Source organism: Kitasatospora sp. NPDC058965 (genome assembly GCF_042741245.1).
GTDB lineage: Bacteria > Actinomycetota > Actinomycetes > Streptomycetales > Streptomycetaceae > Kitasatospora.
In genome coordinates this window covers 46754-60168 of record NZ_JBHYKG010000015.1, presented here as the reverse complement: position 1 = coordinate 60168, position 13415 = coordinate 46754, and the positions used below count along the sequence as shown (strand labels likewise).

Here is a 13415-nt window from a genome sequence, read left to right as displayed (position 1 = left end):
GGGGGTGCCGTCTCGCACCCCACGGGCGCTGGGGCCCCCCCCCGCGGTGGCGGCCCCCGGGCCCACCAGCGGGCCTGCGACGGACGCCCGACCCCGTGGTCGGGCGTCTGCGCCTGCCGCGTCGGGTGCTCAGGCTCCGGTGACGAGTTGGCCGTCCCGCACGGTCACGGTGGCCGGGGCGAGCGGGGCGGTGGCCGGGCCGTGGGCGACGCTGCCGTCCTCGGCCTTGAAGGTGCTGCCGTGGCAGGGGCAGCTGATGAGCCCGTTGGCGACGGTGCCGACCGTGCAGCCGCGGTGCGTGCAGACGGCGCTGAACGCCTTGAAGGTGCCGGCCTGCGGCTGCGTCACGACGAGCTTGGCGGCCGGGTAGACGGTACCGCCGCCGACCGGGACGTCGGCGGCCTTGCCGAGCACCGTCCCCCCGCTCCCGCTTCCGCTCCCGCCGGTGCCGGTGCCGGAGCCGGAGCCGGTGCTCGCGGGCGCGGTCGGCATCGTCGGCGCCGGGTCGGACGGCTGCGCCGGTCCGCTCGACATGGGCGGCGCCGCCGCGCCGGACGGCATGTCGCTGGTCGAGGAGCAGCCGCACAGCGTCAGCGCGGCCGCGCCGCCCATGCCGCACAGCAGGGCCCGGCGGCGGGTGGGGGTCTGGGCGGTGTCGGGGGCGGTCTGGTGCTCGGGGAGGGTGGTCATGGTGGTCCTGTTCTCGTCGGGGAAGGTGCGGACGGGGCGGCGGCCCGGGTGGGGGGTCCGGGGCGCCGCTGACGGACGTTCCGGGTCCGGGCCTCGGTCGCCGGGTCGGTGGCGGGTCAGGGGCTCGGGGTAGCGCCGGCGGACGCGCCACCTGTGGGCGCGCCGGCAGTCGGCGGAGTGGGGGCGACGGTAGCGGAAGCGGCGGTGCCGATGGCGGTGGGGGCGGCACTGGTGGCACCAGTGGTCGGATCGGTGGTCGGATCGGTGGTTGGCATGCCGGTGGCCGGGTCGGCTGCGCCGGGCGTCGCGACCTGCGGTGTCCCGGCACCGGGCGCCGCCGGGCCCGTCGCGGTCGGGTCCGTCGCGGTCGGGTCCGGGGCCGTCGTGCCCGTCGCGGTCGGGTCCGGAGCCGTGGTGTCCGGAGCCGCCAGCGCCGCGCGGGCGGCCGCCGGGCAGTTGAGGTTGGTGAGCGAGGCGGCCAGGCGTTGGGTGAGGAAGTCGAAGAGGTTCTGCCCGGCCTGCGGGGATGCGGCGCCGACCGTGAATCGGCGGTCGAGGCGGATGCGTCGGGCGCCGAGGGTGGCCAGTTGGGTGCAGTAGGTCTTCGGGTCGCCGGTGGCACCGGCGCCGAGCGGCGGCTGGTCGACGCCCGCGCGGTAGCGGTTGGTCTTGTCGCGGTTCTGCTTGTTGTTCTCGGTCACCATGGGGTCGTTGAGCGGGACCAGCGCGACGGGAGAGGCTTGGAACTTGGCGGCCTGCAGCTCGTTGAGGGCCAGTGAGGTGACCGAGGCACCCGGGTCCGCGAGGTCGGGGGCGGTCCACGGGGTGCAACCGAGGGCGGGGTCCTCGAAGTTGACGAGCAGCAGGTTGTCGCTGCCGTTGAGCAGCGTGGTGCTGGCATTGCGCATGGTGCGGGGGTGGTTGTGGCCGAGGGCGGCGGAGTTCTTGGCGGTCTTCTGGGCGGTGCGGCCGCGCGCGTCGGCGAGGTACTCGGTGGTGACGTTGTCGCTCTGGTCCTGGTCGACCAGGCCGAAGTCGCGGGTGGTCAGGCAGGGTTTGCCGTCCTTGGCGGTGCCCAGCGGGGGGACGGTGAGCTTGCCGGCCTGCTCGGCGGTGTTGGCCGCGGTGAAGAAGGCGGGGGCGTTGCAGTAGGCGAACTGGCCGAACGGCGCGCCCTGCGCGGCTCCGCCGACGCAACTGCCGTCAGCGGTGTGGCCGCGCAGGCTCAGGACGCCGCCGTTGAAGCCGAACCAGATGCCGACCACGGCGTTCGCGGGCAGGGCCGGCACCACGGCCGCCACGGCCGGGGTGGTCCCGCGGTCGACGACCAGCGGGTTGTACACGGACAGGGCGCCGGTGGCGGGGTCGAGCACGGTGGCCTGGACGAAGGCGGACTGGTTGGGGTCGGCCTCGTGACAGGGGCCCTTGGCGGGGTCGGTGGCGGTCAACTGGTAAGGCGTGGCGAGTCCTTGGGCGGTCAGCGGGTTCGCCGGCACGGTCAGGGTGCAGTTCGGGTCGGGCTGCGCGAGGGGTTGGGCGGACGGCGCGGTGGCGGCGAACGAGACACCGAGCAGTGCGGCACCCGCGCTCAGCGTGCCGCCGAGACCGAGGCTGAGCGCCAGCACCCGGCGGCTGCGGCCGCGTGATCGGTGGTGGGTGCGGCGCTGGTCGGCCCGGGATCGGCGGGATCGGTGCGGCATACGGGATTTCCTCCGGGCACACAGGAACTGGACGTGGACGGCGCAGTGGGACGGACAGCGGGCTCGACGGCCGGCTGCCGCGGGTACGGGGCGGTGCGGCCGGGGCCCGCGAGCACCGCGCCGCGCAGTGGCTGCGGGCGCGGCGGGCGTCGCGGGCGGCGGTCGCGGTCGGAGCGGCCGCCTGCCGGTACGGGCGATCCTAGGCGTCCACGGCCGCCGAACCAGTGCTCGCGGCAACTCCTAAGCGACGCCTAAGGTTTCACTCACCTGCGCAGTTGTCCCGGCCGCGCCGGCGCCCGGCGGGACACGGACCCCGGCGGGGGCGGGTCAGCAGAACCTTAGGGCTTGCTCAGGACCCTCGCGGCGCGCCGTCCGCGGACCCCTCGGCGACCCCGGCGACCCCGGCGGTCCGGGCCTGCGGGGCCTGCGGGTCAGCGGACCTGATCGCCCTTCACTCCGGTGCCCGCGGTCCTGGTCGGAGCTCCGTCCGGGGCGAACGACTGGTGGAACGTGAAGGCCTGCGGTGCGCAGCCGTGCTCGTGGAGGTGCTCCAGCCTGGACACCCCGTCCTGCCAGGTCGGTATCGCACCGTCAAAGACCCACCAGGAGACGTGACTCGGGTGCCCCGTCCGCTCGAACCAGTCGTGGCGCCGGGCGAGCGCCGTTCGGTGCAGACCGGTGTAGACGGCGTCGAAGGCGGAGTGCAGGTCGGTCCAGAGCGAGAGGGTCGCGGCGAGGGCGATGGTCTCCGCCGTGCGGCCCTTGCCGTACCAGGTCGGTACGGCGAACTCGCCCCATGCGCCCCAGTCCGCGTCGAAGAAGGTGCGCCCGCCGCCGACTGCCGCCTCGGCATGACCGAGGTATCCGGGGTGCCGGCCCACCGCCTGGTAGACGGGACCGCCAATGGCCTGGAACTCCTGGGTGAGAGATGCGGGATCGGCAAGGGGCGACTTCAGGACGCCGAAGGTGTACAGAGCAAGGTGGGGCATGCGTCTCTCCCTGGTTGATGGTGCTTCAGGTGGCACGTCCTGGCCGGGCCGGCTGCCCGGGCGCGAACTCGGACTCGGGTCGGCGGTTCTCCTGCGGGGGCGGGGAGTTGTGGGCGGCACCCACGCGTCCCGCCACGGGCGACTCGGCCGGAGGCGCCCTGCCCGACCGTGCGACCGTCGAAGGCCAGGTGAATCTAGCCACCCCCACGGGCCTTGTCCACGTTGCGTTTTCCCTGTTCACGTGCCCTCCGGCCCGGGTCCTCGCGGGAGCGGGTACGGCCCCCCGCCGCCGCCGGGCGTCGCGAACGTACCCGGCTCCGCTCCCGCGGTCGGGCAGGCCGGGCAGGCCGGCGTCCGGCCGCGGATCGGCAGGCCGGTGCCGGCGGCCGGTCAGGTGGCGCGGTAGCCGGCGTCGTCCGCCAGCCCGTGCATCGCGGCGATCGCGCGCATGCGGCGGTGGAACGACCCGCCGCCCGGCTACGGTGAAAGGGTGACGCCGGACGAGACTCTGCGCGCACTGGCTGCCCTGGAAGCCGGCTTCAAGCGGGACGACCAGGCGCTCGCGGCGCTGGCGCGCCGCGCACCGGACGAACCCGGACTGCCCGTCCTGGTCGCGGACTTCGGTGTCCTGACGCTGGACACCCTGGTACTGCTCGCCTCCGGGCTGGCCGGGCGCCCCGAGGCGGACGAGTTCCTGCGGACGAACGTCACGGCCCGGATGTGCGCCGCGCTCGGCCGCACCTGGACCGGCTGGGCCGCGGGCGCCGACGACGGTGCGTCGGGCGAGATCGCCCGCGCGGTGATCGACGGGATCCTCAGCTTCACCGAGGGCGCGGGTGAGCAGCACGTCCTCCCGCTGCTCGCGGCACTGCGCGATCAGGCCCTGCAGGGGGACTGACACCGCGCGGGCGCTCCGGGCACCCGGCAGTTGCACGACACGGCTGTCCGCCGGGCACGACACTTGACATCAGATGTCCCGGGTGCCGGACCACACGGAGCGGACCTCGCGCAGCCAGCACTGTGGACAACTGCCCCCGTATCGCCATGAACAGACGCACCGGCGTTCATTGACGCCGACGGATCCGACTCCCTACCATGTCGACGCCAGCCAGACATCTGACGTCATATAAGCAGGGAAAGGGGTCCCCGTGACACCTGTGCAGGACGGGCACTTCGGCCGGCGGCGGGCCCTCGCCGCCCTCGGTGCGGCAGGCGCGGCCGGGGTGCTCACCCAGGCGCCACCGGCCGGCGCCGTCACGGCCTCCGGCGGGCTGCCGGTCCTGCAGGTCGGCGACGACTGGGCGACGGTCCTCGCCGCGTCCCCGCAGGTCCAACTGGCACCGGGAGCGACGTACACCCTCGCGGCGCCGGTGGACCTCCCCGACGGGTGCGTGATCCTCGGCAACGGCGCCACCGTGACCGTCACCGACACCTCGGTCGGCGCCCTGCGGGTGACCGGCCGCAGCGGCGTGACGATCGCGAACGTGGTGTTCCAGGGGCAGACCGCCAACCCCCTCGGCACCGCCCAGACCCTCTCCCACGTGGCGCTGACCCTCACCCGCAGCACCGACGTGCGCGTGGTCGACTGCGACTTCGTCCGCTGGAGCGGCGCCGGAGTCGTCGTCACCGGGTCCGCCGCGGACGACTACTTCGCCTACCGGGTGAAGCTCCGCGGCAACGCCTTCCACGAGTGCTACGTCGGCGTCTCCGTGGCCGACCGGAGCGAGTACTCCGTGCTCACCGGCAACAGCTTCACCTACTGCCGGTTGGCGATCTGGAACTCGTCCGGGAACTGGACCGTCAACGACAACAGCGTCGTCGGCTGCTACGGCGCGTACTACGCGTTCGGCCAGACCAGCCCGTACGGCGCGCTGACCAGCGACAACTGGGCCCACGGCGCGGTGGTCGGCAACACCTTCAACCACTCCAACGGGGGCGCGAAGCAGCTCTGGAACCAGAACGCGGCGTTCCCGATCGGCGGCACCGCCCAGGACCCGGGCAGCGGGGTGGTGGTCAACGGGGTGCTGCCACCGACCTTCACCGGCAACACGCTCTGGTACTCCCACCTGCACGGCACGAACCTGCTGGGCACCCGCTGGCTGCTCTCCGGCTGCACCTTCTCGAACCTCACCATCACCGGCACCGGCAGCGTCCCGATCGCCGTGGTCGGCACCCAGTCCAACGGCACGGGAAACGCGCCGGTGCTCAGCGGCAACGTCAAGGACCTGCTCGCCGGACTCTACTGACCGGGCGTGGGCACCACGACGGCCCGCCGACCGCCGCCCAGCCTGCGGCGCCGCGGGTCAGGAGGGCCCGAAGACCTGGCCCGCGTGCCAGGTCCCGTCCTGGTACACGTACTGCTGGAAGGCGCCGTCGGTGCGCAGGACGACGGCTTGGAGGGCGAAGTCGAAGCTGCTCCCGGAGAGCCCCAGGACGGCCGCGACGTCCCGGCCGAACGTTGCGCGCAGGGACCAGGTCGGGGCGACGGACTGGTTGTCGAGGCACCAGTGCTCGACCCCGCTCCGGGACTGGACGCAGAGGTGGAAGTCGCCGACGGCGGTCTCGGTCGCCGCGGTGGACTGGTTCTCGATCATCACGGGCGCGCCGTGGAGGTCGGCGCCGAAGACGTGGAGCGCCCGCCAGCCGCCGGTGCCGCTGCCGTCCCCGGTGCCGCTGCCGTCCCCGGTGCCGGTGCCGCTGCCGCTGCCCCTGCGGTCTCCGTCGCCGGCTTCGTTGTCTGTGCCGGCCTCGTTGTCGTCGCGTCGCCAGTGCTCCATCCGCCCGGTGTCCAGGACGCAGACCACGTCGAACGTTCCGCGCTCGCCGATGTTGGTCTGGACGAAGGCGGCGCCGCTGTACTTCACCTGCAGCGCGAACGTGGCGGCCGCCCGCCAGGACGCGCCGGCCGGCCGCCGCCAGTGCTGCAACCGCCCGGAGTTGCCGAGCCGCACCACGACTTCGAGGTCCCCCGGCGCACCGGCGTCGCTCTGCAGGAAGCCCGGGACGCCCGCAGAGTCGGCCGGCCCGAAGACCCCGCCGTCACGCCAGGTCCCGGTGGCCGGGTCGTGGTACCAGTGGCGCAGCCGGCCGTCCCGGGTCGGGTGAACGCACTCGAGGTCGCGCCGGTACGTGGTGGCGGTGAGGGTCGGCGTGGCGGTGGCATCGCCGGCGCCGAACACCGGGCCCGGTGTCCAGCTCCGGTACGGCGTCGTCTCGTTGTCGCACGTCCACACCCGCATCCGGCGGTCGGCGGTGGGGGCGAGCAGTTGGAAGTCGGTGTGCCGGACAGCGCCGCCGCGTTCGAGCAGTGCGCCGTTGTGGGTCCGGCGCATGGTCCACGGGTCGGGCTCGGGGTGGATCAGGCAGTACATCCCGTTCTGCTCGAAGTCGAGCACGCCGTAGCCGATCCGGACGTAGCCGTTCTCGCCCCAGGCCGTGCCCCAGGAGTTCTTGGCGATCCAGCACTCCTGGCCGTCGTCGTAGCCGACGATCGCGAGCGCCTGGCTGCCCAGCAGCTGTCCGCCGCCGGCGTGCCAGTAGATGCCCGACTTGTACGCGACGAAGTCCGGGTACACCGGAAACAGCGCCATGGCCGGGCCGTAGGCGTCCAGCCACCTCTTCTGGTCGCGCGGGATGAGGCCGAACCAGGATCCGCGCGGCGCGAGCACCGTGCGCCCGGGCCGGTCCGAGGTTGGGCGGTACACCGGGTTGTCCGTGGTGTAGGGCCAGCAGGCGGGGTCGCAGATGCCGTGCTCGGAGATCCAGGAGTAGTAGTCCTGGACGGAGCCGGCGTTGGCGCACAGCAGGCCGAGCCCGTCGTGCGGGTCGCCCTCGGAGCGGACGCACCAGACGCAGTGCTCGATCCGCACCATGCCCTCGATGATCGCGGTGTACCCGAACGCCAGGCCCGCGTCGCACGGCCCCTGGTCGCGGACCTGTGTCACCCACGCGCGGCCCCAGCGGTTCCGCCAGTCGACCGCGCTGTCCGCCCCCGCGCCGGACGGGCCCGGCGGCCGCCCCGCGGCTGGCACTGTCGCGACGGCTTCGAACGCGCCGTCCGGGTGCCCGGGCGCGACCGGATCCGCTCCGACCGGAAGCCCGAGCGCCGCCCGCCGGGCCCGCAGCATCGGGTTGGCCGTCGGACACCGCGCCGCCAGCCGTGCCAGGTCCGCGAGTGCGATGCCCGGGACCGGGAACTGCGCCGGGACCGGGCCGAGCCCAGGAGGCGCGACCTCCGCGTCGTCGGCAGGCCCCGGATCCGCGACCCAGCCGACACCCGTTTCCCGCACCAGGGACCGAATCTCACCGTACGTCACCATCAGGAACCGTCCTCCCGACGCCACCGGACCGCATCTCCACCACGACCGGCGCAGACGTGCACAAACCATCCCGTGGCGCGTGGCTGTCGTCCACCAGCCGCGCCGCGCGCGAACGCGACGACCACACGGCCCGGCACCAGCACGGATACGCGGCCGCCGGCCGCTGCGCCGATCCGGCCGGCTCGCAGCGCACGTCCGGCTCGCTTCCGGCGCGCCGGCGCCGGGGAGTGGCTGCCAGCAGCCCCGCTCGGCCGGGTGTCGGCGAGGTCGGCGAGGCTGGGATCCCGGGGGACCGGCCGCTGACCACCACGGGGGAGAAGACCATGCCTGCGCCGCTCGACGGGCTCGACGACATCGACTGGGCCGCACTGCAGCACGCCTACGGCTCCGCCGCCGACGTGCCCGGTCTGCCTGCGTGCCGGCCTCCTCAGGCCGGCAGGTAGCGTGGGGTCGGTCGGCTGTCGAGGGGGAACGTCGGAGTGTTCGCTGTGGTGGTCCTGCCGGAGTCCCTCCAGGTCGATTCGCGGTCGCCGCTCTTTGTCGCGGGTCGTGTCTGGTTGGAGATCGCCGGCCGTGCGTTCCCCGAGGCTGGGTGGAACGACGCGCCGCTGTCGGTGCTCGGGTCGATTGGGACGGCAATCCGCGGTGCCCTGGACCGCGGAGAAGGCGACGTCTATTTCTTCGAAGGCCCGTACTTCACGAAACTGCTGGCTTCGAACGACGGCCTGTTCAGAGTCGTGGGCGTCTGCGACCGGTATCCCGATCCTGACGGCGGTGGGGCGATCGAGGCGGAGGTGACCGTTCCGGTGCAGGAGCTGCTGGACGCCTATCGGGACGCAGTGCACAGGCTGATCGGCTGGGCGCAGGAACGCGGCGAGACCGAGGTGTTCGCGGTCCTGGCGAAGATGCTCGAGGCGGACGGCGTGTAGGTGGCCGTCGCCGGTGCTCGCACGAGTACAGCGCCCAACGATGACCGGCGTCCCTGTCACTGTGCCTCAGCGCACGGTTCCCGTGGCTCGTGGCTCGTGGCTCGTGGCTCGGGTCGGGGCTGCTGGAGCGGCGGGAAATTTCTCTCGATGGTTCGTGCGACCCCTGTGGCGGGTCGGGGCGTCTAGTTCGGGTGACGACAGTGACAGCCATTGCACGTACTACCCGGGGACGGTCTGATGGACACCGCACTCAGTTTCGAGGAGTTCGCGAGTACCCGAGCCCGTCGGCTCTTTCAGCTCGCCCACCTGATGTGCGGGGACTGGCACCAGGCGCAGGACCTCGTCCAGACGACACTGGCCAAGATGTACGCGGCGTGGGCACGGCTGCGGCGGGGCCGGGACGAGCCCGGGCTGGACGCGTACGCCCGCAAGGTCCTGCTGCGCACGTACCTCTCGCACCGGCGGCTGCGGCGCTCCTCCGAGTTGGTCACCGCCGAGCTGCCCGAGGCGGCGACCGGCCCGGACAGCAGTGACCTGCGGCTCACCCTGGCTTTTGCGGTGGCCCAACTCCCGCCCCGGAACCGGGCAGTGGTGGCACTGCACTACCTGGAGGACCACAGCACGGAGGCCGTGGCCGAGTTGCTGGGCATGTCGGTCAGCGCGGTCAAGAGCCTCAACACCCGCTCGCTGGCCAAGCTGCGCGAGATCCTCGCCGACGATCGCGAGCTCCTGCACCGGCACTGACGTCACCGCAACGGCCCGCCCACCCTTCGACGAGGAGCACCTCATGGACTTCGAAGAGCAGCTCAGCCACCAGCTCGGCCAGGACGCCGAACGGCTCGACCCCCCGATCGGCGCCATCGTCGCCGAAGCCGGCCGTCAGGGCCGGACGCTGCGCCGCCGCCGACGGCAGCAGATCGCCGGCTCGCTGGCCGCCGTGGCGGCCCTGGCCACCACCGCCGCCGCGCTGGGCCTGCAGCACGGTCCCGCCGGTGCCGCCGACCTCCGGCTCACCGCGCCGGCCGCCGCCGGCTCCCCGGCCACCGGTCCCTTGACGGTCGGGTCCCCGACCACCGCCAGTCCCTCGACCGCCGGCACTCCGGCCACGGGGACCGTGCCGCTCACCAGCGACGCGATGCTGGCGGACCTGTCGGGCCTGCTGCCGGCCAACACCAAGCTGACCAACTACAAGCCCGGACAGCCCGACTGGGCCCAACTGCCCGGCGCGACCAGCCTGTCCGTCGAAGCCGACAGCGGCCAGGGACCCGTCTGGATCACCCTGTCCGTGCGCGACCACGTCACCGGCCTGCCCGCCACCGACTGCAACACCACCGGGAGCACCGCCGACCAGCGCCCGGACTGCACCCCGGGCACCCAGCACGACGGCTCGACCATCCAGGCCACCGGCGACTGGGACGGCCCCGCCGACTGCTCACCGGTGCGACTCGACGTCAAGCGCACCGACCAGCTCGCCGTCCGACTGACCGTGCGCACCTGCGTCCTGCGCGGCGGCGCGCTCGTCCCCACCCACAAGCCGGTCATGACCCTCGCCCCCTGGGCCAATCCGGTGACCAGCTCGCGCACGTGGCTGCCACAGGTGCCGGCCTCGCTCGCGGCCCAGGGCGCCGACCTGGCCAAGAACATCCCGGTCGCCAACTGACCGACCCCCCACCCCGCCGGCCCGCCCTGGCAGCCCCGCCCCCGGCGCCCGCCCGGTGGCGGGGGCCCGATCGGGGCTCCCACCACCGGACGGCTACGGCGAGGGCGGGCACTCCTGGTACGGCGGGGGCCCCGTTCCGGCCGGCGGGGGAGGGGACCGTCGTGGTCCAGCCAGGCGGTGGCGGACAGTCTCTCGCGTGGTCAGTCGCACAGCCACCAGTCTTACGGTGCGTCAGGCGTGCCGGGCCGACAGCGTCGCGGTGCAGAGCTCGGCACGGCGTGGCGCCGCGCCCGTGGCGCGGTGGGGGAGTTCGGTCGTACCCTGCCGCACGTGGTCCGTTGGCCCGTCGGCCCGGCGGTGTCGTCGGGCGGTCGAATTGGTCTTGGGGGGTTTCGTGCGTCGCTGGACCAGGATCACGCCGGCGACCGCGCGGCAGCGGGAGTTTCTCCTCCCTGCGGTGCCGTTGGCGCTGATCGGCGTGGTGATCGGAGTATCCGCGGGCTGGCCGGGCGGGCTCGGCGCGAGCGTGTTCTGGCTGCCACTGCTCGCCTACGTGCGGATCTACCGGCTCGGCATCTACGTCGACGACCTCGGCGTCCGGGTCCGTGGGACGGTGCGGACGGTTACGGTGCCGTGGGGGGAGGTCGCCGCGGTGGAGTCGCAGCCGTACCGCGCGATCGCCCGCCCGGACGACCCGCGGCGCAGCGACTGCATCGTGCTGGTCCTCCGGTCGGGCCGCCGAGTGAGGACGCCCGTGCGGGTGTGGAACCCGAACGCCGGGGCCAAGCACGCGGGACCGTGCTACGACCGGGACGAGATCCGGCGCTTCATGTCCATCCTGCGCGCCGGAACGGCCGCCTGATCCCGCCCCGGCGACTGCCGCCGTGAGGGTCGGGCCGCCACCTGGACGACGACCTCCCACCGGAGACCGACGGCCGTGCCGGCCGGTCCGCGAACCACCCAGAAGAAGGGCCACCACCACATGACCCGTCCGGACACGGCATCCGAAGAGCCGTTCACGCACAGGCTGCTGGCACTGCTTCACACCGGCCGGGCCGTGGACGACCTCCGTCGCTACTTCGGGATGGGCACGGCGCCGGGCGTGCAGCCGTTCACGGGGAGCCGGTTCGAACACCTCGGCGGTGGGGGAGACCGGCCGCACGTCGCCGACCGGGTCACCGCGGAGGACCTGGTCGCGGTGCAGACCTTGTCCGTGACAGTTCCTGCACCCGTCGCGCTGGACATCCTCGAAGGCAGCCTCGGGACCGAGCTGTCGCGGCTGCTGCGGGAGATCCCCACCGGGATCGACATGGCCGACGTCGACCCGTCGCTCCTGGGGCCCGGCTCGCCGGCGGACCAGGCATGGCATCTCCTGTGTGGTCAGCACGAGGTCGGACGGGTGATTGCCGGCAAGCTCCTCGCGCGCAAGCGTCCCAGGCTGCTCCCGGTGTACGACCGCGTCGTTCGCTGCGCCGTCGGGCGGCCGTCGTCGTTCTGGCTGTCCCTGCACGCCGCCCTGCGGGAGGACGGCGGCGCGCTGCACGACACGCTGACGGGGCTGCGGCGGGCGGCGGGTCTGCCGGAGAGCGTGAGCGCGCTGCGGGTGTGCGATGTCATCGTCTGGATGGGGCACCGCGCTCTGCGGCACAACTGTCCGCGCTGACCAGCCTGGGCCTGGCATGAGCCGCTCCGGCCGGCGACAGCACCCAACGCGCGTCCACGCCGACGGCGGTGCGTCGGTCAGCCCAGGTAGTCGATCTGGTAGATGTGCACGGTGCGGGTCTGGTGCCCGACGTACAGGACGGCGAACAACGCGCCCACCACCAGGGTGCGCATGATGCCGTCATCGTCTCCGTACGGTTCGGTGGAGCCGAGCGGGTCTTCGCAGACGGCGACGAGGGCCTGGGCGAGTCCCTCGGACACGGTGGCGGGCAGGGAGTCCCAGACCGCGGCGATCGTCTTGGTGTAGCGCAGGGCGTAGGGCATCAGGCGGCGCCGCGGTGGTGGGGGAGCCGGTCGGAGGCGTCGACCCAGTCGCCGGGGACGGGCCGACCGGCCTGTTCGGCGGTGTGGGCTTCGCGGATCCGCTCGGCGGTGGCGAGGGTGCGTTCCGCGATGCCCTGCCATTTCGCGGCGATGTTCGCCAGTTCGTACAGCGGTGCCTTGTTGATCTGGGCGAGGAAGACCTGGCGGATGCCGGGGCTGCCGAGGGCGTCGCTGATCCGTTCGATCGTCCACGGGTCGCTGTCGCTCACGGGTGCCTCCGGTCTGCGCTGAGGGGCAGCTGGTCCGCCAGGTCGCCGACCTGACACTCCACCAACACTACCGACGACCGGCCGCCCCGGAGCCTTCCTCGACGGATCGGGTTGCCCGCGGCCGATGGAGCTGCCCCGGGCCGCAGCGGGGACCACAGGCTCGTTCGCGCGAGGTGGAGGACGGTGCCCGGAGCTGACCACTGCCCCAGCCTGACCACGGACATCGCGAGTTCAACCTGCAGCAGCCGCGCCGCTGCACCAGAGGCGAACACGCCCGTCGTCACCGGACGGATCGTTTCCGCACTGATTCGGCTACCTAAGGTGAGCGCGCACGAATTCACCGTGATCGAGAGGCTCTGTCCCCATGCGTCTGCGCACCTCCGTCGCCGCCTTCGGCGGCGCGCTGCTGCTAACCCTGTCCGTCCCCACCTCGTCCTACGCCGCCACGGGCGACTTCCTCTACAAGACCGGGTCCGGTGCCGAGGCCGTGCTCGCCGACCCGCAGAGCGGCATCTGCCTCAACCTCGACGGCGCAACCGAGGAGACTCCCGCCTCCGCTCCCAGCAACTTCACCAACGCCACTGCGACGGTCTTCCTGGAGTCCGACTGCAACGGCGACACCTACTACGCGATGAACCCCGGCAAGAAGCTCGGCGACCGGCTCAAGCTCCGCTCGGTCATCTTCTCCTGAGCTGCGGGCTCCACCTGCGGCCCACTGGGGTCGTGGTGCGACGGGCCACGCCTGTCCTGCCACCCCCAGCGGGCCCGACGCGCTGATCGCCTCACACCCGCTACCTCGGCGGCTGGGACCGTGCCCGTTCCCCATGACCGGTCAGCGAGTAGTCACCGGAGCAGACATGGCCGCCACCCAAG

Annotated in this window: 14 protein-coding genes; 8 read left to right on the top strand and 6 right to left on the bottom strand. The window is 73.2% G+C overall.

Translation table 11 applies throughout. The annotated features are described in order from the left end of the window. Positions 1–129 precede the first annotated feature (129 nt). The 3 genes from ACFW1A_RS04885 to ACFW1A_RS04875 form a co-directional block, all read right to left on the bottom strand. Entirely contained in the window at positions 130–690 is a 561-nt protein-coding gene (locus ACFW1A_RS04885) for a Rieske (2Fe-2S) protein (protein ID WP_380404223.1), read from the bottom strand. Between the two features lie 116 nt (positions 691–806). Further along, positions 807–2390 (bottom strand): hypothetical protein, encoded by a 1584-nt coding sequence (locus ACFW1A_RS04880; RefSeq protein WP_380404220.1) that lies wholly within the window; start codon positions 2388–2390, stop codon positions 807–809. 431 nt (positions 2391–2821) lie between these two features. Beyond that, a complete protein-coding gene (locus tag ACFW1A_RS04875; protein WP_380404217.1) occupies positions 2822–3379 on the bottom strand; it encodes a DUF3291 domain-containing protein in 558 nt (185 codons plus the stop codon). Between the two features lie 490 nt (positions 3380–3869). On the opposite strand from ACFW1A_RS04875, the gene ACFW1A_RS04870 reads away from it, so the two are divergent. Beyond that, the gene (locus tag ACFW1A_RS04870; protein WP_380404214.1) at positions 3870–4277 is read left to right on the top strand and encodes a hypothetical protein; all 408 of its coding nucleotides are present in this window, start codon (positions 3870–3872) and stop codon (positions 4275–4277) included. A 250-nt stretch (positions 4278–4527) separates the two neighbouring features. Continuing rightward, a complete protein-coding gene (locus ACFW1A_RS04865; RefSeq protein ID WP_380404209.1) occupies positions 4528–5625 on the top strand; it encodes a right-handed parallel beta-helix repeat-containing protein in 1098 nt (365 codons plus the stop codon). Positions 5626–5682: 57 nt separating this feature from the next. On the opposite strand, the gene ACFW1A_RS04860 is transcribed toward ACFW1A_RS04865, so the two are convergent. Further along, entirely contained in the window at positions 5683–7506 is a 1824-nt protein-coding gene (locus tag ACFW1A_RS04860; RefSeq protein WP_380404229.1) for a C1 family peptidase, read from the bottom strand. A gap of 671 nt (positions 7507–8177) precedes the next feature. On the opposite strand from ACFW1A_RS04860, the gene ACFW1A_RS04855 reads away from it, so the two are divergent. From ACFW1A_RS04855 to ACFW1A_RS04835, 5 genes are all read left to right on the top strand, one after another. Further along, the gene (locus ACFW1A_RS04855; protein WP_380404204.1) at positions 8178–8627 is read left to right on the top strand and encodes a hypothetical protein; all 450 of its coding nucleotides are present in this window, start codon (positions 8178–8180) and stop codon (positions 8625–8627) included. A 237-nt stretch (positions 8628–8864) separates the two neighbouring features. Next, positions 8865–9371, top strand: a complete 507-nt coding sequence (locus ACFW1A_RS04850; protein ID WP_380404201.1) for a SigE family RNA polymerase sigma factor — start codon at positions 8865–8867, stop codon at positions 9369–9371. Between the two features lie 43 nt (positions 9372–9414). After that, positions 9415–10287 (top strand): hypothetical protein, encoded by an 873-nt coding sequence (locus ACFW1A_RS04845; RefSeq protein ID WP_380404199.1) that lies wholly within the window; start codon positions 9415–9417, stop codon positions 10285–10287. Positions 10288–10744: 457 nt separating this feature from the next. Beyond that, a complete protein-coding gene (locus tag ACFW1A_RS04840) occupies positions 10745–11149 on the top strand; it encodes a PH domain-containing protein (protein WP_380404196.1) in 405 nt (134 codons plus the stop codon). 120 nt (positions 11150–11269) lie between these two features. Beyond that, entirely contained in the window at positions 11270–11950 is a 681-nt protein-coding gene (locus ACFW1A_RS04835) for a DUF6308 family protein (RefSeq protein ID WP_380404193.1), read from the top strand. A gap of 77 nt (positions 11951–12027) precedes the next feature. Here the strand turns inward: ACFW1A_RS04835 and ACFW1A_RS04830 are convergent, their stop codons facing one another. Continuing rightward, positions 12028–12273 (bottom strand): hypothetical protein, encoded by a 246-nt coding sequence (locus ACFW1A_RS04830; RefSeq protein ID WP_380404190.1) that lies wholly within the window; start codon positions 12271–12273, stop codon positions 12028–12030. Then, positions 12273–12542, bottom strand: coding sequence for a hypothetical protein (locus tag ACFW1A_RS04825; protein WP_380404187.1), 270 nt, complete (start codon positions 12540–12542; stop codon positions 12273–12275). The genes ACFW1A_RS04830 and ACFW1A_RS04825 overlap by 1 nt, the downstream gene beginning before the upstream one ends. Positions 12543–12906: 364 nt before the next feature. Between ACFW1A_RS04825 and ACFW1A_RS04820 the strand changes: the two genes are divergently transcribed. Then, on the top strand, positions 12907–13233 hold the full coding sequence (locus ACFW1A_RS04820) for a hypothetical protein (protein WP_380404184.1): 327 nt from the start codon (positions 12907–12909) through the stop codon (positions 13231–13233). Positions 13234–13415 lie beyond the last annotated feature (182 nt).